Source organism: Telluribacter humicola (assembly GCF_017355935.1).
Taxonomy (GTDB): domain Bacteria; phylum Bacteroidota; class Bacteroidia; order Cytophagales; family Spirosomataceae; genus Telluribacter; species Telluribacter humicola.
The window spans coordinates 657,416-676,521 of sequence record NZ_JAFIQT010000002.1; the positions used below are offsets into that span (position 1 = coordinate 657,416).

A 19,106-nucleotide genomic window follows, 5' to 3' on the forward strand; every position below is an offset into this window, starting at 1 on the left:
TAGGGCACTTTGTACATCTTGCAATATAATAGAAAAAGCCTTTGCCAGAGGCAAAGGCTTTTTTACTAAATAGGATATATCCGACGCAGCATAGATTAACCTACGCTACCTTCAAGGCTTATTTCGAGTAGTTTCTGAGCTTCTACCGCAAACTCCATCGGAAGCTGGTTAAGTACTTCCTTGGCGTACCCATTGATGATCAGGGCTACGGCCTGTTCGGTAGGAATACCGCGCTGGTTGCAATAGAACAGGATATCTTCTCCGATCTTGGAAGTAGTTGCTTCGTGCTCTACTGTTGCCGAAGGATTACTTACTTCGATATACGGGAAGGTATGGGCTCCGCAGCGATCACCCAATAGGAGCGAGTCACACTGCGAGAAGTTACGGGCATTTTCGGCACGCTTGAATACCTGTACCAGACCACGATAAGAGTTCTGGCTCTTCCCGGCTGAGATACCCTTTGATACTACCCGGCTCTTGGTGTTCTTACCAATGTGGATCATCTTGGTACCTGTATCGGCCTGCTGCATGTTGTTGGTTACGGCTACCGAGTAGAATTCACCGATGGAGTTATCACCTTTCAGGATTACCGAGGGGTACTTCCAGGTAATAGCCGAACCGGTTTCTACCTGAGTCCAGGAGATTTTGGAGTTAGGACCGTCACAGATACCCCGCTTGGTCACGAAGTTATAGATACCACCCTTACCGTTGGCATCACCAGGATACCAGTTCTGTACAGTGGAGTACTTTACTTCTGAGCTTCCGTGGGCGAATATCTCTACAACCGCTGCGTGTAGCTGGTTCTCATCGCGCATCGGAGCGGTACATCCTTCCAGATAGCTTACATAGCTGCCTTCATCGGCAATGATAAGCGTACGCTCAAACTGACCGGTACCGGATGCATTGATACGGAAGTAAGTAGAGAGCTCCATCGGGCACCGTACACCCTGAGGGATATATACGAATGAACCATCAGAGAATACGGCCGAGTTAAGCGCGGCGTAAAAGTTGTCCTTGGGAGGTACTACCGATCCCAGGTACTTCTTTACCAGATCAGGATGCTCGCGTACGGCTTCGGAAATGGAACAGAAAATAATCCCTTTTTCCCTGAGGCTTGATTTGAAAGTCGTAAATACAGACTCAGAGTCCATAACGGCATCTACCGCTACACCCGAAAGACGCTTCTGCTCATCCAGGGAAATACCCAGACGCTCAAACGTATTACGTAGTTCGGGATCTATATCATCAAGGCTTTCAACCTTCTTTGTCTTCTTGGGAGCGGAATAGTATTTGATAGCCTGGAAATCTACCGGCTGGTACGATACGTTGGGCCACTTGGGCTCTACCATCTGAACCCACTGACGGAAAGCCTTCAGACGCCATTCCAGCATCCACTCGGGCTCTTCTTTCTTAGCCGAGATAAACCGTACTATATCTTCACTCAGACCGGGAGGGGCTTCGTCAGCTTCAATGTTAGTAACAAAGCCATACTTATATTCCGAACTGGTGATCTCTTCTAATAATTCTGCTTCTTTGCTCATAGTATTAATTGTCACCTACATTTGCTCAAAAGGATAACAAAGAGTAGGAGACTTGAGTTTGGGACTATGCCAAAATTACGTAAAAAATTGGAATAGGTATGAATGTTAAATAGGCCAGGCCTGTGAATCAATAGTATTTGTGCGGGATCAGGTAGTTTTTGACGTAATCTTCGATCCCTTCTTCCAGTGTATGGAATGGCTTGGGGTACCCAATCGAATGTAGCTTACTCATATTGGCCTGCGTGAAGTACTGGTACTTGTCACGGATATCGGCCGGCGTATCAATAAAGTCAATATCGGGCTCCATATCCATGGCATAGAATGTATTCTTCACCAGGTCCAGGAAAGTACGGGCCTTGCCACTACCCAAATTATAGATACCGGAGTTTTTGCGGTGGTGCATCAGGAAAGAGCAAACCTCCACGACATCCTTTACGTACACGAAGTCACGCATCTGCTCGCCATCTTTGAAGTCGGGATGGTGGGAGCGGAACAGCTTCATCTTGCCCGTAGCCTTGATCTGGTTGTAGGCATGGAAGATCACCGAAGCCATACGAGCCTTGTGGAATTCATTTGGTCCGTATACGTTGAAGAACTTCAGACCGGCCCAGAAGAAGGGCTTCTCGTCCTGCGCCAGTGCCCACTGGTCAAACTCATTCTTGGAGTCGCCGTACGGGTTGAGAGGCTTAAGCTGGGGGATAACTGATTCGTTATCGTCGTAGCCAAGTTCACCCAGGCCGTAGGTAGCGGCCGATGAGGCATACACGAGCGGAATCTGATACGATACGCAACGCTTCCAGATTTCTTTGGAGTAGTTGACGTTCAGCTCTTCAAAAATAGCCCGGTCAAACTCGGTGGTATCGGTGCGGGCACCAATGTGGAAGATAAATTCGACATCCTCGTGATTCTGATCAAGCCACGGAAAAAACTGGTCACGCTCAACCCGCTCCTGTATCTTTTTCCCTTCCAGATTATCCAGCTTTTCTGTCTTGGAAAAATCATCAACGGCGATGATGAAATTAAAACCTTCCTGGTTTAGTTTACTGATTAGACAACTGCCTATGAAACCGGCAGCACCCGTGACAACGATCATACGTGTAGATTATGAGTATATAGTAAGAACGCCAATTCTGTTCAAAAGGTAAAGTTAAAATAAATACGGCTATCAATCTACCATATTCAGGTCTTAAAAGTAGGATTTTTTTTAGTCCGATGGCCTAAATGATTCCGAACTACCGGGATAAGGTGTAATTTTGTAGCTGATTTAGAAGGAAAGAGTATCATGATATATGTAACCAGAAAAGAGCATTTCAATGCAGCCCACCGGCTGTATAATCCGAACTGGTCGGATGAAAAAAACCGGGAGGTATTCGGCCCCTGTGCCAATCATAATTTTCACGGACATAACTTCGAGATAATAGTAACGGTGAAAGGGAAGCCTGATCCCGATACAGGCTTTGTGATTGACCTGAAGGTACTAGGTGATATTATCAAGCAGGAAGTAGTTGAGAAAGTGGACCATAAGAATTTGAATATCGATGTAGACTTCATGCAGGGCAAAATGGCTTCCTGCGAAATATTCGTCATGGAGATCTGGAAGATACTGGCACCGGCCATCGCCCAGGCGGCACCCAATGCCCAACTCCACTACATCAAACTCATCGAAACCCCTAAGAACTGGGTAGAGTACTATGGGGAATAGGGTTATAATTAATAATGTATAATTGAAAATTGATAATGGAATTTCGCAGTTGCATGAGGATTAACACCCGCCCCAATTATACATTCTGCATTATCAATTAGTTATTAAAGTACCATGACCTACTACCTCATAGCCGGTGAGCGCTCGGGCGATCTTCACGGAGCCAATTTGATTAAGGGTATCAGGCAGCACGACCCGCAGGCGCAGTTTAGAGGGTGGGGGGGAGACCAGATGGAGCAGGTAGGAATGGAGCTGGTAACCCACTATAAGGATACCGCCTTTATGGGTTTTCTGGAAGTGGCTATGAACCTGCATAAGATCAGTGGCTTCCTCAAAAAATGTAAGAAAGACCTGCTGGCTCAGCGCCCCGACACCCTGATCTTGATCGACTACCCCGGCTTTAATCTGCGTATAGCCGCCTTTGCCAAACAGCACGGTATTAAGGTTTTCTACTACATCTCGCCCAAGGTATGGGCCTGGAATCAGAAGCGGGCGCTGAAGATCAAGGCTACTGTAGACCGGATGTTCGTGATCTTTCCTTTTGAGACGGACTTTTACAGCAAGTACGAGTATAAGGTAGATTATGTGGGTAATCCGCTGATGGATGCCATTGCCGCCTTCCGGCCCGATCCGGATTTCAGAGCCAAACACGGTATAGCTGCTGATAAACCGGTAGTGGCCCTGCTGCCCGGTAGCCGCCGTCAGGAGATCGTCAACATGCTGGACACCATGCTGACGGTGCAGCCTCACTTTCAGGACTATCAGTTTGTTATTTCCGGGGTGAGTAACTTACCTGCTTCACTTTACGAGAAGTACCAGGCCTTGCCCAACGTGCAGGTCATTTTTGAAGCTACTTATGATATTCTCCATATAACCGAAGCGGCCCTCGTGACCTCGGGTACCGCTACGCTGGAGACGGCATTGCTCAATATCCCCGAAGTAGTCTGTTACCGCACCAGCGGAATTTCCTATGCCATTGCCAAGCGACTCATTCGGGTACCTTACATCTCGCTGGTCAATCTGATCATGAATAAGGAAGTGGTCAGGGAGTTGATTCAGGATGAACTGAATACCCAGCAACTGGTGGAAGAGCTACGCGCCTTACTACCCGGTGGTACGAAGCGCCAGGAACAGCTACACGACTACGCCCGACTCCAGGAGCTGGTAGGCGGACCGGGAGCCTCGCAGCGGGCGGGGGGGCTGATGGTGAAGTACCTGTTGAATGGCTGAAACAGGTGGATGAGCGGTAATTAATTCAAGATTGAGATCAGTTACTTTTGTGGCTTAGTAGAATCATAACTTAGCCATGAAAAAAGTACGTGTACACTCATTAATCCTGATGGGCTGCCTTGTTGCGGCCGTTAGTTGTACCAGCTATCAAAAACGAATCGGTCCCGCTCCGGACCTCAAAGTAGAAGTCACTCCCCAGCGCGTCGAGCGCGGCAAGTACCTCGCCAACAACGTAGCTGCCTGTATGGACTGCCACTCCCAGCGCGACTTTACGAAGTTTTCCGGCCCGGCCAAAGAAGGTACCTTCGGAGGAGGGGGCGATGTATTCGATAAAAAGATGGGTTTGCCGGGTACCTTCTACGGCAGGAATATCACGCCCCACTCTCTCGGCAGCTGGACCGATGGGGAGATCTACCGGGCTATTACCTCCGGCGTTTCAAAAAATGGCAAAGCCATGGTACCTATGATGCCCTACCTTGCCTACGGAAAAATGGATCAGGAGGATGTAAAATCCATCATTGCCTACCTGCGTACACTACCCGCCGTTGCCAACGAAGTACCTGAGTCCAGACCCATGGCTCTAGTAAAACCTGTCTTTGAAAAAATGACCCGTAAGGCGGAGCATCAGGCTATGCCATCACCTCAGGATACTGTCGCCTACGGGAAGTACCTGGTAGGTGCGGCTGGCTGCTACGACTGCCACACCCAACGCCGTATGGGGATGCCCATCAAGAGCAAGGGCTTCGCGGGCGGTGTTAGCCTCAAGATGACCGGAGGTACCCTCACCTCCGCCAACCTTACCCCCGATAATGAAACCGGCCTGGGCTCCTGGACCCGCGAAGCCTTTATCGCTCGTTTCAAATCCTACCAGCCGGGTACCTTCCATCCTTTTGAAGTCAAAGAAGGCTTCAACACCATCATGCCCTGGACTTTCTACAGTGGCATGTCCGAACAGGATCTGGGAGCCATGTACACCTACCTGCGGACCTTAAAGCCCATTAAGCAGGAGGTGGTGAAGTTCAAGCCTGTCCGTAAAGGATAAGGAGGTGGAGCCCTCTTCGCTGACTGTGCAATTGTTAGACTCTAAGCAAGCCACGGAATCCCCGGGCGGCATAGTACGATTGTGCTCCGTTGTGGTACACAAAGACATGGTCATAGCGGCGGTCACCGAAGAGGGCACCACCCAATTTCCGAATAGCAGCAGGTGTTTGCAGCCAGCTTGATGTTTTCATGTCAAAGTTCCCATACAGCTGAAGCTCCCGGTACTGTTCTTCAGTCAATAATTTAATACCCATGGCAGCTGCCATATCCACGGCGTTATCAGCTGGTGGATGGTCTTTGCGTGACTCTAGGCCTTCGAGGTCATAACAAACACTTCGGCGCTCCTTAGGACTTTCGGCGGAACAATCATAGAAAAGGTAGTCACCCGTTTGACTGGCCTGACCTACCACATCCGGTTCACCCCCGGTACTTTCCATGAGGTGGAGAGACCACAATTTGTCCGGACTGGCTTCCAGCTTTGCCTGAACCTGGGGCCATTCCAGCCCTTCATGACGTTTTCTGTTTTTCTCAAACCGTGTTTTCAACGTGCGCAGGAGCTCGTCCCGCTCTTCGGGTGATAGTTCTTTACTATTTTCCATGGTCATGCTTACTTTTTTCGTATATGAATTTCGCAGGGAAAATATAAAAGTCCAATGGGTTAATCAATATAGCAATGGCTTGGACATGTCTCACCCTACCACTTTACTGCACCATTTGATCAGAACTCTACACCTAATACTTTATCAAGTTGCTTTTGCTGCGCACTGGCGGGTAGAGCGCGCATGAGGCTATTCCGGAGCCCCCCGATCAGCTTGTTTTGCAGCTGCGCCACTTCTCCTATGAGTCGTGACTGCTTTACGATGTATTGCGTCCTGGCCATGCGGAGCCTTTCAAACTCTTTGAAGGCATCGAGTAAGGAAGGTGCTTTCTTTATGGTATCGGCAAGGATTACAGCGTCTTCAATGGCCTGACAGGCTCCCTGCCCCATGTTGGGTGTGGTGGCGTGGGCCGCATCCCCGATCAGGAGGATAGTGTCAAAAGCGTACTGCGGTAAAGGAGAAAGGTCAGCAATGTCATTCCAGATCAACTGCTCAGTTTTGGTGTTTTGAAGTACCTCCGGGATGGGGTGGTGGTAGCTGCCAAAATTTTGGAGCAGATCCTCCACCGTATAGTTTTTATACTGCAGATCGTTCTCTTTCGCTTTGACACAGGCATACCAGTATAGCTTGTTGTCTTTGAGAGGAACTACACCAAAGCGCCCATTGGGCCCCCAGGTTTCGCTCGCTTCCCGCAGGTGATCGGTAGGATAATCAATTACCGCTCGCCAGCAGGTATATCCGGCATAGCGGGTACTAACATTAGGCAGTAGCTTTTGCCGTACGGGCGAGTGAATGCCATCTGCGGCTATGAGATAATCAACAGATCCTTGCGAGCCATCGGCAAAGTGGAGGTGGACTTTATCTCCGTTTCTTTCGAAGTGGAGGAGTCGTTTATTGGTATGGACAGCTGCGGCGTCCAGGTACGACATTAGTACCTGGTGCAGCCTGGCCCGGTGGATGGTGAAGTTGTCAGCTCCGTACTTTTTGCTGGAAGCCAGGGTATCTGTTTTGGTAATTAGCCTTCCCCGCTCGTCTTTGATGACCAGGGCATCCAGCAGCCGGCCTTCCTGCATAATGGCCTGATCAATCCCCAGCTTCTGGAAGCCCTTCATGGCATTGGCGGCCAGTCCTATACCGGCACCCACGGCTTTTATTTCGGGAGCCGCCTCGTACACGACGGCCTGTATACCTGTTCTTTTCAGAGCGATGGCGGTTGTAAGTCCTGCTATGCCGCCACCTGTAATTCCTATCTCCATGTGAGCTGTATTTGATTACCTCACAAAGGTCAGCCGAAATGGTCGGAATCTATTTTACATATGTTAATTATTGCATACCCGCCCTGATCCGGCTGAGGCTAACCTGGGTGATGTTGAGGTAAGAGGCGATGTATTTGAGGGGACAGCGGTTACTGATACCGGGGTATTCTTGTTCTGGACCGTACAACGGTCAGGGCTTTCTGCTGTGCTGGTATTCCGTGATTTGTCAGCTCAAACTGCTGATGAGTAAAGTTGATACAGATGATGTTATATTCTGTTGCCCGGCTTGTTTCGTCCAGCCCGGACTGTAGATGATAAGCGAACGGAACGATCAGGATATATTTGTCAACCAGCATAGCAGAAAGCCCCTTGTTGTGTGTAGCCCATTTACATCACAATGTCAATTATTGCTTGAAATATATTGTCAGGATTTTCAGCTATACGATTACACATATACAAATACCATTCTTTACCGTATACAATATATTTTCTGCATGGGTATCCTTCTTTTTTTAAATCATTTAATAAATCTTCTCTAATTCCCAAAAGCATTTCAAACTCATAATTTGTTTTGGGGGTTTGATGTTTATCCAATAATCTTTTTACCCTATCTTGTATTTTGTCATGATGTGTTGCAATTGAACATTTCCTATTGTTCACAAGTAAAGTCTCAACTGTATTGATATAAACATCGTCTAATTGGTCACCTCGCCCTATTGAATGTCCAATTGGTGTAGCGAATGCCCCCTTTACCACACGGATTTTTCCCTGAGTTTCTTTTAAAATTCGCTCCAAGTCTTTCGGTGTCCTGTATAAATATGCTTGTAAAGTGAGACCAACATTTGGAAAATCCGGTGAAATTTTACAAAAGGTGTGAATGATTTCATCTGTCCTTTCAACACCTTCAGCACTAATAATAACATCTATTTCACTCTGTTTTGCAGTTTGGGCAATTAGTTTAAAATTATCAAGTGCAAGTTCTTTGTCAACAGCTAAGCCAATATGTGATAAATCTAAAGAAACAATTGAAGTGATATTTTCCTTTTTTATCGCCTCAATTAGGGTCAAAAACTCTTGAGTTACTTCATTAGCTTCATTTGTAGAAGAAATACTTTCTCCCATAAATTCTAAAGAGGTTGGGAGTCCAGCCGAATTAAACTTTTTTGCTGTTTGAATCGCTTCTTGCAAATTCTCACCCCCAATGTATCTTTTTGCAGCTTTTAAGAGTACAGCGAAAAGTTGTGGATTATTTAGAAGAAAGTCCTTAGCCGATTCATTGAGCGCTGCAAGTTTCAAGGCTTCACTTGCATTGATTTGTAAATCTGTCATTTTAAAATTTTGGTCATGATTGGGTTACACACAACGTACAGGGCTTTGCGATGGTGGGGAGATAGAATTCCGTCAGCTCAACCTTGCACAAAAGCCAAATTGGAAAACTGAACTTGCGCTTATGTTCGTCAGCCCCACTATTGCAAAGCTCCTGTTAGCGGTTCGTTGTTTTTATTTTTTTATCAGTTTATATCTCAAATGAGTTGTCAAGTCGGATGGTATAACTTCTGAAATTTGCATGTCATATTTGTCTTTGTCAATACCTTCAAACAGGCGGATACCGCTACCTAAAAAAACTGGTGCAATGTGAATGAAAAACTCGTCTATGAGTCCGGCATTCAAAAACTGTTGGATGGTGTTTGCACCACCTTGTATTCTTATGTCCTTTCCTTTTGCGGATTGTCTTGCTTTGTCCAAAGCATTTTCTATTCCGTCATTTATAAAGTAAAACGTTGTCGTACCTTCTTGTACCCAAGGTTCTCGTATTTCGTGAGTTAATACATATACGTCTGCTTTGTATAAGTCATTTGGCCAACTTGCTTCGCCTTCTTCAAACATTCGTTTACCCATTATAAATGCACCTGTTCTTGCGATTGTTTCTCTAATGTATTTTCCGTCTGCACCGTCTTCTTTTCCTCCTTCAAACCCTAGATATTCCCAAAAAGCTTTTTGATTAAACATCCACGAATGGATTTGTCCTGAAACTCCACCCATAGGATTTTTGGGGCTTCTGTTATCTCCTGCGAAAAAACCGTCAAGTGAAATTCCGCTGTCAAATATTATTTTGCTCACTAGTTTATTTCTTTTTTTGTTTGGCTTTTGTCTGTCAGTTTAAAATGTTTTGACTGTCGCTTTACAATGACCGCTAACGTTTATCGGCTTGCTGTCAGTACAGGCATTTCATGTTCCGTCAGCTTAGCCTTTGTTCTATAGCAAAATAGCGATTTGTTGTTGATTTTTATTCGTCAGCCTGTATTGCAGCAAACCGCTGTTATATGCCGCTTTGGTCACTTGGCATTTAATATCTTTTCCGCAACAGTCAAGCAATTTTCCATTGAGCCGCCCAATCCCATATTGTCCGTTTCCAACTTGAAAAGTTGCTCAGCAATTTGCTGTCTGTCTGCACCTGCTTTAATCAGTCCAAAAATTTCAGGCACATAGCTTTGATATTCGTCTCTTGGGGCAAGGTCGTTGATGCCAATCGGATCCCAGTCAAACCAAAGTATGTCGTCAATTTTTTTATAAAGTAAAAAGTCCTTGGCGGCGTTTAAGTTGTCCTTGAACTTTTTGTTACGACTGAATAAGAGGATTGCAGACTTTACTTCTTCTTCAAGTCTGTTGTCGTCAAAATGTTCTGTCGCTTTAAAAGCAAAACTTGCAATGTAGTGTCCACTGTCGCTGTCAAAAGGTGCAGGTTGTCCCGAAGCATTGTAAGTCACTTTGGCAACAAGTTCTGCTAAAAGTAAATATGCTTCGGGCTGATAGTTTTTGTTGTCAAGTAGAAAGCGTCTGATTTTATTAAACTGTCCGTGTGCTTCTTTCCAACGGTCTTTGTTGTCAACGATTGGATATAGTTCAAGAATTGATGCCGGAACGTCCTGAATGTAAGTGTCAAAGCGTGATAAAATAAGTCCTGCCCAACCAGGTCGTATGTCATTAGGTAGGTTCTCAAAAAATTGTTTTCCAATCTCGATGTTAGTCTTTATGTCGTACTGCTCGGTCTTCATAAAGTGGCATATAACGTGTTAATATACGAATATTTATTATATACTATTTGTAATTCACCTGCTTAGAAAAATAGCACATTACTAAGTGAATTATCGCTTTATGGGTTAATGAAATTACAATTTATTGTATTATTTTAACATTTGCCCATTTCAACAATGCAAAACGCGTACTATTCCGATACACTTACTGATCCATTGTATCCAGCGGACTTTTAATATTTTGAATACTTTTTTTACTGACATGCGTGTATCGCAAGGTGGTTTTTATGTCATTGTGGCCCAGCAGATTTTGTATATATGAAATATCAGTTCCCCGTTCTAAAAGATGGGTCGCATAACTATGCCTAAGGCCATGTATGCCCACTACTTTGTTTATACCTGCTCTTTTGAGACCAGTTGAAAATACCTTTTGGACACTTCTAATACTATATTGTTCTCCATACTGGCCTGCAAATAGATATTTATTAGGTCGATATTCTTTGAAGTAAGTGCGGAACTGCACCAAAATACTTTCCGGCAAGTTAACATAACGATCCTTTTTACCCTTTGCTCGCTCAATAAACACTTGCATCTTCTTACTGTCAATGTCCGTAATTTTTAAATTCACAATTTCGCTTACTCGCAGTCCCATTCCATAGCAGAGTTTTAGCATCGTATTATGCTTTAGGTTTGTTGTTACTTCAAATAGGCGCTTTATATCATCAGCATGAATAGTTTTAGGGAGAATAGATGGTTTCTTAGGCCGTGGTATTTCAAAGAAAAACTTTTCCCGCTTTAGTACATGCTCATAAAAAAATTTCACCGCGTTGATCCGGCTGTGCAATGTGTTCTCAGATAGTTTCAGGGTAGTTGTACAGTACAGGAAATAGCTGCGTAGACGCCCCGCATCCAGGGACTCGGCTGGAGTGGCTTTCAGAACGTACAGCAACTGTGCAAACTCATTCCGGTAGGTCCTGAGGGTACTTTCGCTGTATGCTTTGAGTTACAGCGTTTCGATGAATCGCTGAAGAGCTTCCTGATTGACTGGGTGAATTTGGCTGAGTACTTCCTTACCGGCCATCGGTAATTGTATGCCAAGCAACTGACGATTGGCGGGAATGTCTCGTAGGTACCAGGACTGGAGAGTGCGGCTCCAGCGTGCTCCCTGCAAGCTCCGCACTCGGGTATTTAATTCGGCACTATACTCAAAACGAATGAGAATAATAGGTTGGTTATGGTGGTTAACGGTATCAAAATTCCATTCGGCTGGTACCTCAAAAGCAGAAGCGGGAAGAGTACTACGATTCATCTCGTTTGTCAAGCATAATTATCTGATCACTTATTATTTCGGTCACCTAGCGTTTGTTGCCTTCCTTATCGTCTTAAGAGCGCGTTTTAAGTCTACCCTCTACGTAGATCAGGCTCCCCTTGCGCAGGTACCTTTCAGCCAGTTCAGCCAGGCCACGCCAAAGAACTATGGAATGCCAGTCTGTGGTACTATGTGTCTGCCCCTTCGCGTCTTTATACGATTCAGTTGTTGCTAGCGAAAACTTTGCTACAGTCACTCCATCCTGTAACTTTTGGACTTCTGGATCATTCCCTAGATTCCCAATAAGAGTTACTTTATTGAGGCCGCGCATGGGGTAGATAGTTAGGTATTTAAATAAAAGATAGGTTTTGAATATCCGGCCCGGAAAAAGATGCCATTAACATACTAAAAAGAATCGTCTCCGGGCACACCCGTCCCAAAAATTTATCCTACGGTAAACTTTCTAGCCTTTACTGGTTTCTTTTAGCCTTTGCCGGTGTTATCACCGGCGAAAGAGGTACTTAGTAGTTGGTCGCAGGTGAAAAACACCAGCAACGGCGGTATCAGAAAGCCGTCACAAACCATTCATAGATTCCAGCAGCTTGGTGACCTGCCCCTTATGCCTGTCTATATGAAATCACAAAAATTCCAGCCGCTGCTGAAAATCCAGGGCTCCCAAAATAGGGTGAGGATGAGCCTGTACGCGTAGCTCGTCTTCCTTTAAGTCCTCTCCAAAGGTATCCAATACTTCCTGCAAACTGTGAAGTGAAGATTTCCAGAATAACATAGGCCCTCCAAACCGGGGAACCGCCACTGCTGGTACCTGCTCCTTCGGCTGCCAGGTAAGTTGGATAACCTGTTCAATGGGCATCTCCCTGTGATTGGACTCATACTTTCGTTCCATAGTACCCCCCCTGATAGCGTGCAGGGTCTTCCACATGCCATTAATACCTCCCTGTTCGGCCCAGAAAAGATGCTCAGTAATTTCGATGAGGTTCCAGCGATCAGGGGCTGGTTTCCACCGGGCCTAGTCATCCGAAATTCTGTCCAATTGATCGAGGTATCTCGCTCGGGCGGTAGCTACCTCCTGAATAAGCCGCTGAATGATACGCATACCGCCTGTTTCAATGCTGTTTCGTGAATGTTACCGAAACATAAGGAAAAGTTTATATCGCCTGGAACTAGGCAGGATAAAATTTATCATTATCGTAAATTTACTGCTTCCTGAGAGGTGACAACTCTTTTCTTTATCAATGCCTATATTCACTTAACTCTCCCGTTCCAAATCACACAAACCGTGCGAAACCGCACGGTTTTTTCTTTTTATGTATTATGTAAGTGTCTGTAATGCAATAACTTAACTTTTGGCACGGCAATGGTATATCTATAAGGGTATTAGCCATGAAAATTTTCACGAAATAACCCCGCCTTAGCCATGGATCGAGAAGTAGCCCCCGAGTACCTTAAAAAACAGAGAAGCCGACGCTGGTTGGTGGGCGCCGTAGCTCTGGTGGCCCTGCTTACCGTCGTGTATGCTTTCCGTAACTCCCTACGCAGCTCCATTGAAGCCTCCCGCATCCGCACCGCTACGGTGGAGGTAGGTGATGTCGAGAATACCCTGACGGCCTCGGGCGAAGTCATACCCGCCTTTGAGCAGATCATCACCAGCCCCATCAAAGCCAGCATCAAGCGCATCCTGCTTACACCCGGCACACAGGTAGCTCCTGGTCAGGCCATTGTGGAACTGGACAAGTCGTTTACCCTGATCGAATTTGAGAAAATGCAGGATCAGCTGGCGCTCAAGCGCAACAGCATCGATCAACTCCGGATGAAGCTCAACAAAAACCTGTATGACGCCGAGATCAACGATAAGATCAAATCACTAAACATCAACAAGCTTCGTGCCGACTACGAAGATGCCAAACGCCTGCAGAAAGTAGGAGGGGGCACCGCCGAAGATGTAACCCGGGCCGAGAACGCACTGCGCATCGCGGAACTGGAAAAAAAGCAACTCGAAAACGATCTTACCTACAACCGCGAGTCCATGGGGTCCAGCCTCCGCGAAACCCAGCTCAGTGCCCAGATTGAGGAAAAGAGCCTGAAAGAAATGCAGCACAAGCTACGTATGGCCGACATCATTGCCGACCGTAAGGGAGTACTAACCTGGGTGAATGAAAATATCGGTTCGTCGGTGAACGAAGGAGAGATGCTGGCCAAGGTGGCCGACCTGGGTAGCTTCCGCATCGAAGGCTCCTGCTCGGACGTGTACTCCGATCAATTAAAAGCGGCCCTGCCCGTCATAATCAAACTTAATGAAACGACACTCCGTGGTTCCATCACGCAGATCAAGCCGGTGGTGAAGAATGGGGTGGTGGAGTTTGTAGTTCAGCTGGATGATGCTCAGAATGCGTCATTACGTCCCAATATGAAAGTGGAGGTATTCGTGGTGACTGAGCGTAGTCCACGCAGCCTGCGGGTAGCCAACGGGCCAGCTTTCAAGGGCAAGCGCCGGCAGTTTATATTCGTGATGAATGGGGGTAAGGCTCAGCGCCGGGAGGTAGAGGTAGGGCTTTCCAATTTCGATTACGTAGAAATCAAGAGTGGAGTACAGGCGGGCGAAAAGGTAATCCTGACTGACCTGAGTCAGTTTGAGCACCTGTCAGAACTGGACATCATCTAACCCTGCGCTCTTAGCCATGAAAAACTTTCTACTCCTTATTCTGGTGTTGCTGGGGCTACTGTGGGCACCCGTTGAGCTCCTGGCTCAGACGCAGCGCCTCGGCCTGCACCAGGTCGTGGATCTGGCCCGTGAGCAGTCTATTGCAGCCAAGCAGGCTACTACCCAGAAGAAAAACAACTACTGGCAGTACCGCTCGTTCCTGGCGGACTACAAGCCCCAACTCAGTCTTAATGGTACCCTGCCCGGTTTTACCCGCTCGTTTGTGGAGGTTCTTCAACCTGATGGTACCATATCGTTTCAGCCGGTTTCCAACAACAACTCTATGCTGAACCTGGCGCTGAGTCAGAGCCTGCCCATGACGGGAGGTACTGTATTCGTGCAGCAGCAGTTGCAGCGTTTTGATGACTTTGCCCGTAACAACACGCTTTACAACGGTATACCCTTCGCCATTGGCCTCAACCAGCCGCTGCTACGCTTCAACCCCATGAAGTGGGAGCGCCGGATCGAGCCCTTGAAGTACCAGGAAGGGAATCAGCAGTTTATCGAATCGCTCGAGCAGGTAGCCCTTACTGCTACGGACTTATACTTTGAGCTACTGGTGGCGCAGGTAAATCTACAAATAGCTGAAAAGAACCTGAGCAACAACGATACACTCTATAAAATAGCGCAGCAGCGCCTGGAACTCGGCAAGATATCACAGAACGACCTGCTGCAACTGCAGATGGGCGTACTGACCGCTCAGAAAGACCTGGCTTCATCCCGGCAGGCCGCGGCGGTAGCCTCGCTCCGCCTTAAAATGTACCTCAATTCGCGGGACGAGCGCGAGCTGCAGTTGGAAATTCCCAAGGAGATGAATGATATTGAAGTAGACCCCCAGATGGCTCTGGCGGAGGCTTTCGCGAATCGTTCCGATGCTATCCTTTTCCAGAGAACCTTGCTGGAAGCGGAGCGCGACGTGAACAAGGCAAAAAAGGAAAACGGAATCAATGCCTCGCTTAATGTGGCTTTTGGACTGTCTAACCGCGGCGCCCGCCCGACCGACGTATACCAGCGGCCGCAGGACCGGGAGTTTGTGGAGGTGCAGTTTACGGTACCTATCATGACCTGGGGCCGCAACCAGGCCCGTACCGAAGTAGCCAAGGCCAACCAGGAGCTGGCCCAGCAGTCGGTAGCCCAGAACAAGCTTACCTTTGAGCAGGAAATATTCACCCAGGTGACGCTTCTACAGATGCTGCAAAAGCAGGTAAAGCTCACCGCCCTGGCCGATCAGATCGCAGCCAACCGGTACCAGATCGCCCAGGAGCGCTTTATACTGAGCAACCTGAGTGTGACGGACCTGGGCATCGCCACGCAGGAAAAAGACCGCGCCCGGCGTGACTACATACTGGCCCTGCGGGACTACTGGCAGGCCTACTATACCTTACGATTACTCACCCTTTACGACTTTGAACTAAACCAAAAAATCAAGTACCAGCCATGATCAAACTACAGAACATCGAGAAAGTGTACCGGACCAGCTCCATCGAAACACTCGCATTGAACAACGTCAACATCCACATCCGCAAGGGCGAGTTTGTGTCCATCATGGGACCATCCGGCTGCGGCAAGAGTACCCTGCTCAACATCATGGGGCTGCTCGACGAGCCTTCGAAGGGTACGGTGGAAATAGCCGGTAGTACCGTAGACAAATACCAGGACAAGGCGCTGGCGCGCCTGCGCAACGAGAAGCTGGGCTTTATATTCCAGAGCTTTCACCTGATCAGCGACCTGTCAGTACTGGATAACGTGGAGATACCGCTGCTGTACCGTAAGGGCTCGGCCCGGGAGCGTCGCGAACTGGCGCAGGAGGCTCTGGAAAAAGTAGGGTTGAGTAACCGCATGAAGCACTTCCCGAAGGAGTTATCGGGCGGACAAAAGCAGCGCGTAGCCATTGCCCGCGCCATTGTAGGTAAGCCCGAGATCATCCTGGCCGATGAACCTACCGGAAACCTGGACAGCGCCATGGGGAATGAGATCCTGAGCATCCTGCAGAACCTCAATAAAGAAGGAGCTACCATTGTGATGGTAACACACGACGAAGCGATGGCCAAACGGACCCACCGCCTGATTCGCCTCTTCGACGGTACCCAGGTAACGGATTCAGTACTATCTACTAACCTGGCTACTGGTGTGTAGCAACTAATAGATAAAACTACTACCTAACAGCTACAAAAGCCATGATCTTAAACTATATAAAAATAGCCTGGAAAGTGTTGCTACGGCATCCTTTCTATACATTCATCACTCTGTTTGGCATTAGCCTTACCCTCACGGTACTGATGGTACTTACCTCCTTCCTGGACCACCTGTTCGGGACGCACTACCCCGAAGGCAAACGCGACCGCTCCCTGTACATTACCCGCATGATGCAGCAGGATACCTCCCAGAATGGCCGCAATATGGGGCCGGTGAGCTACAAGTTTCTGAAGGAATACGCCAAAACCCTCAAGACTCCGGAGCGGGTGGGTATATCTACCATGTTTGGCTTTGCCAATACCTATATCAATGGCAAGCGCATCAAGCTGAACACCAAGTACACCGACGCAGACTTCTGGTATGTGACAGACTTCCAGTTTCTGGAAGGGAAGCCCTTTAACGATCAGAATATTGCTAATGGAGAACAGGTGGTGGTGATTACCGACGATCTCCGGAAACAGTACTTTGAAGACACCGATGAGTCGGTTATAGGCAAAAGTATTGATATCGAAAATATAAACTACCGGATTATCGGTGTTATTAAGGGGAGCCCGGCTACACGTCCGTACACCTATGGAGATGTGTACTTTCCGTATACCGCACCTAAGAGCAACTACCAGGGGGCTGGTTTAAGAGGGGGCTACATGGCGATAGTACTGGCTAAGGATAAAACGGATATACCCGCTATCCAGGAAGAATTTAACAGTGCCGTGAGCCGGATTCCTTTGCCGGGTACCGAAAATGGCTTTAAGTTCCATATCGTTAAAGTCGAGGCCAACCAGTACCTGGATGATTTTATAAGTACCTTCTTTCAGGATGCTGATTCCCGTAAAGCCATATTCTACACTATCATAGGACTGATCATGCTGATGGTGATGGGGCTGCCCGCTATCAATCTGGTGAATGTAAACGTGAGCCGTATCCTGGAGCGGGCTTCGGAGATAGGGGTACGTAAGTCATTCGGTGCACCGTCACGCGCCCTGCTGTGGCAGTTCATCATCGAGAATATCTTCATCACGTTTATCGGCGGACTCCTGGCCCTGTTGCTGTCCTTCCTGATCATTCAGCTCATCAATACCAGCGGCTGGATTGCCTACGCCGACCTGACCATCAACTTCAACGTCTTTGCGGTCAGTATGGGGGTATGTCTGGTATTTGGACTGCTATCAGGAGTACTACCCGCCATGCGTATGTCTAAAATGAAAATTATAGATGCGCTCAAAGCGTAAATCCATTAATCACCGTGTGTTAAGAAGCTAATAGCTAACACCTAATAACTAACACCTACTATGATCCGGCATTTATTTAAATTAATATGGAATAAAAAGAGGGCGCACTCGCTGCTGATGGTGGAGATCTGGGCTTCCTTTATGGTCTTATTCGGCGTGTTGTCGCTGATCGTGTACAACGTCCGCAACTACATGGAGCCAATTGGCTTCGACTACGAAGACCGCTGGGTACTGAATCTGTCCAACAACCAGGATACCGTAGCTGTTGGCGATAAAGTAGCCAGCATCATCCAGCGACTGAACCAGTACTCGGAAGTGGAGGAGGTGACCCGTACGGGCTCAAATACCCCCTTTTCGATGAATACGATGAATAATTCGGTCAGCTATAAGGATGTCAGCACACTCACTAACTTTTATCCGGTGGATGAAAACTACGCCACAACAATGAACCTGCCTGTTGCAGCAGGTCGCTGGTTTAACAAAGCCGATGCGGTGGCAAAGCACGAACCCATTGTGATCAACAATGCTACCCGCGAGAAACTGTTTGGTACTGAAAACCCAATAGGCAAGCTGGTGAAGCGGGATGACAAGTCATTCTGGCGGGTAGTGGGAGTGGTGGATAACTATAAAGCGAAAGGCGAATTTATGAGTGATGAACCAGGACTGTTTACGTTTATTAAGGATAAAAACGCCTGGGAAAAAGAATTTATCCTGAAAGTAAAGCCCGGTACCGATGCTAACTTTGAAGCCAAACTGGTAAGAGACATAGCCGGTATGGTCAAGGACTGGAACGTGGAGGTCACCTACATGACCGATTCCCGCAAAAATCAGCATTCACTGACGCTGGTACCTGTGGTTATATTCCTGGTTATTTGTAGCTTTCTGCTGGTAAACGTGGCTTTGGGACTTTTCGGAATCCTAAACCTCAACATAGCCAAGCGCAAGGACGAAATCGGTCTGCGCCGGGCCATGGGAGCGACCGAAAAGGCCGTAACCCGTCAGTTCCTGGGTGAGATATGGGTACTGGCTACCATCAGTATGCTGCTGGGCCTGTTGTTTGCAGTACAGTTTCCGCTGCTCCATGTGTTTGATATAGCGGGTGGTATCTATGTAGTGGCCATGGCGCTGGCAATGGGCGTGGTGTACCTCATCGTAACCCTCTGCGCCTGGTATCCCAGTCAGCAGGCATCGCGGATCCACCCGGCGGTGGCGCTGCACGCTGAATAATTAAGAATGAATAATGTAGAAT

General features: G+C 47.5%; 19 protein-coding genes and 2 pseudogenes. 9 read left to right on the plus strand and 12 right to left on the minus strand.

Going from position 1 to position 19,106, the window contains the following annotated elements:
- Window positions 1-95: 95 nt before the first annotated feature.
- Both sufB and rfaD read right to left on the minus strand, forming a co-directional pair.
- Window positions 96-1,541 carry a Fe-S cluster assembly protein SufB gene (gene sufB / locus JUB14_RS13780; RefSeq protein WP_207506880.1) on the minus strand — a complete coding sequence of 482 codons (1,446 nt, stop codon included), beginning with the start codon at window positions 1,539-1,541 and terminating at the stop codon, window positions 96-98.
- Between the two features lie 127 nt (window positions 1,542-1,668).
- Window positions 1,669-2,634 (minus strand): ADP-glyceromanno-heptose 6-epimerase, encoded by a 966-nt coding sequence (gene rfaD / locus JUB14_RS13785; RefSeq protein WP_207506881.1) that lies wholly within the window; start codon window positions 2,632-2,634, stop codon window positions 1,669-1,671.
- Window positions 2,635-2,823: 189 nt separating this feature from the next.
- On the opposite strand from rfaD, the gene JUB14_RS13790 reads away from it, so the two are divergent.
- From JUB14_RS13790 to JUB14_RS13800, 3 genes are all read left to right on the plus strand, one after another.
- On the plus strand, window positions 2,824-3,243 hold the full coding sequence (locus JUB14_RS13790) for a 6-pyruvoyl trahydropterin synthase family protein (RefSeq protein ID WP_207506882.1): 420 nt from the start codon (window positions 2,824-2,826) through the stop codon (window positions 3,241-3,243).
- A 114-nt stretch (window positions 3,244-3,357) separates the two neighbouring features.
- Entirely contained in the window at window positions 3,358-4,473 is a 1,116-nt protein-coding gene (lpxB, locus tag JUB14_RS13795; protein WP_207506883.1) for a lipid-A-disaccharide synthase, read from the plus strand.
- Between the two features lie 76 nt (window positions 4,474-4,549).
- Window positions 4,550-5,515 (plus strand): c-type cytochrome, encoded by a 966-nt coding sequence (locus JUB14_RS13800; protein ID WP_207506884.1) that lies wholly within the window; start codon window positions 4,550-4,552, stop codon window positions 5,513-5,515.
- A 34-nt stretch (window positions 5,516-5,549) separates the two neighbouring features.
- On the opposite strand, the gene JUB14_RS13805 is transcribed toward JUB14_RS13800, so the two are convergent.
- On the minus strand, window positions 5,550-6,113 hold the full coding sequence (locus tag JUB14_RS13805; protein ID WP_374757811.1) for a DUF4256 domain-containing protein: 564 nt from the start codon (window positions 6,111-6,113) through the stop codon (window positions 5,550-5,552).
- A 119-nt stretch (window positions 6,114-6,232) separates the two neighbouring features.
- Window positions 6,233-7,369: an FAD-dependent monooxygenase gene (locus tag JUB14_RS13810; RefSeq protein ID WP_207506886.1), complete on the minus strand. Its 1,137-nt coding sequence runs from the start codon at window positions 7,367-7,369 to the stop codon at window positions 6,233-6,235.
- A gap of 70 nt (window positions 7,370-7,439) precedes the next feature.
- Here JUB14_RS13810 and JUB14_RS13815 point away from each other — a divergent pair, with 70 nt between their 5' ends.
- Window positions 7,440-7,619, plus strand: coding sequence for a hypothetical protein (locus tag JUB14_RS13815; RefSeq protein WP_207506887.1), 180 nt, complete (start codon window positions 7,440-7,442; stop codon window positions 7,617-7,619).
- A 137-nt stretch (window positions 7,620-7,756) separates the two neighbouring features.
- Here JUB14_RS13815 and JUB14_RS13820 read toward each other — a convergent pair whose 3' ends face one another.
- From JUB14_RS13820 to JUB14_RS27700, 8 genes and pseudogenes are all read right to left on the minus strand, one after another.
- Entirely contained in the window at window positions 7,757-8,698 is a 942-nt protein-coding gene (locus tag JUB14_RS13820) for a proline dehydrogenase family protein (protein ID WP_207506888.1), read from the minus strand.
- A 171-nt stretch (window positions 8,699-8,869) separates the two neighbouring features.
- Window positions 8,870-9,490: a dihydrofolate reductase family protein gene (locus JUB14_RS13825; protein ID WP_207506889.1), complete on the minus strand. Its 621-nt coding sequence runs from the start codon at window positions 9,488-9,490 to the stop codon at window positions 8,870-8,872.
- 215 nt (window positions 9,491-9,705) lie between these two features.
- Window positions 9,706-10,425: a hypothetical protein gene (locus tag JUB14_RS13830; RefSeq protein ID WP_207506890.1), complete on the minus strand. Its 720-nt coding sequence runs from the start codon at window positions 10,423-10,425 to the stop codon at window positions 9,706-9,708.
- A gap of 184 nt (window positions 10,426-10,609) precedes the next feature.
- Window positions 10,610-11,227, minus strand: a complete 618-nt coding sequence (locus JUB14_RS13835) for a tyrosine-type recombinase/integrase (RefSeq protein ID WP_207506891.1) — start codon at window positions 11,225-11,227, stop codon at window positions 10,610-10,612.
- Window positions 11,204-11,392 (minus strand): annotated as a pseudogene (locus JUB14_RS28005) (phage integrase N-terminal SAM-like domain-containing protein); the annotation flags it as partial. The gene JUB14_RS13835 and the pseudogene JUB14_RS28005, both read right to left, overlap by 24 nt.
- A 15-nt stretch (window positions 11,393-11,407) precedes the next feature.
- Window positions 11,408-11,713 carry a hypothetical protein gene (locus JUB14_RS13840; protein ID WP_207506892.1) on the minus strand — a complete coding sequence of 102 codons (306 nt, stop codon included), beginning with the start codon at window positions 11,711-11,713 and terminating at the stop codon, window positions 11,408-11,410.
- A 73-nt stretch (window positions 11,714-11,786) separates the two neighbouring features.
- The gene (locus JUB14_RS13845; RefSeq protein WP_229367835.1) at window positions 11,787-12,044 is read right to left on the minus strand and encodes a single-stranded DNA-binding protein; all 258 of its coding nucleotides are present in this window, start codon (window positions 12,042-12,044) and stop codon (window positions 11,787-11,789) included.
- Window positions 12,045-12,350: 306 nt separating this feature from the next.
- Window positions 12,351-12,725, minus strand: a pseudogene (locus tag JUB14_RS27700) (DinB family protein); the annotation flags it as partial.
- A gap of 423 nt (window positions 12,726-13,148) precedes the next feature.
- Here JUB14_RS27700 and JUB14_RS13855 point away from each other — a divergent pair.
- The 5 genes from JUB14_RS13855 to JUB14_RS13875 are packed head-to-tail and all read left to right on the plus strand — an operon-like array spanning window position 13,149 to window position 19,084.
- Entirely contained in the window at window positions 13,149-14,393 is a 1,245-nt protein-coding gene (locus tag JUB14_RS13855) for an efflux RND transporter periplasmic adaptor subunit (protein WP_207506893.1), read from the plus strand.
- A 16-nt stretch (window positions 14,394-14,409) separates the two neighbouring features.
- The gene (locus JUB14_RS13860) at window positions 14,410-15,873 is read left to right on the plus strand and encodes a TolC family protein (protein ID WP_207506894.1); all 1,464 of its coding nucleotides are present in this window, start codon (window positions 14,410-14,412) and stop codon (window positions 15,871-15,873) included.
- Window positions 15,870-16,568 carry an ABC transporter ATP-binding protein gene (locus tag JUB14_RS13865; protein ID WP_207506895.1) on the plus strand — a complete coding sequence of 233 codons (699 nt, stop codon included), beginning with the start codon at window positions 15,870-15,872 and terminating at the stop codon, window positions 16,566-16,568. The genes JUB14_RS13860 and JUB14_RS13865 overlap by 4 nt, the downstream gene beginning before the upstream one ends.
- 41 nt (window positions 16,569-16,609) lie before the next feature.
- Window positions 16,610-17,857, plus strand: coding sequence for an ABC transporter permease (locus tag JUB14_RS13870; RefSeq protein ID WP_207506896.1), 1,248 nt, complete (start codon window positions 16,610-16,612; stop codon window positions 17,855-17,857).
- 60 nt (window positions 17,858-17,917) lie between these two features.
- Window positions 17,918-19,084, plus strand: a complete 1,167-nt coding sequence (locus JUB14_RS13875; RefSeq protein ID WP_207506897.1) for an ABC transporter permease — start codon at window positions 17,918-17,920, stop codon at window positions 19,082-19,084.
- Window positions 19,085-19,106 lie beyond the last annotated feature (22 nt).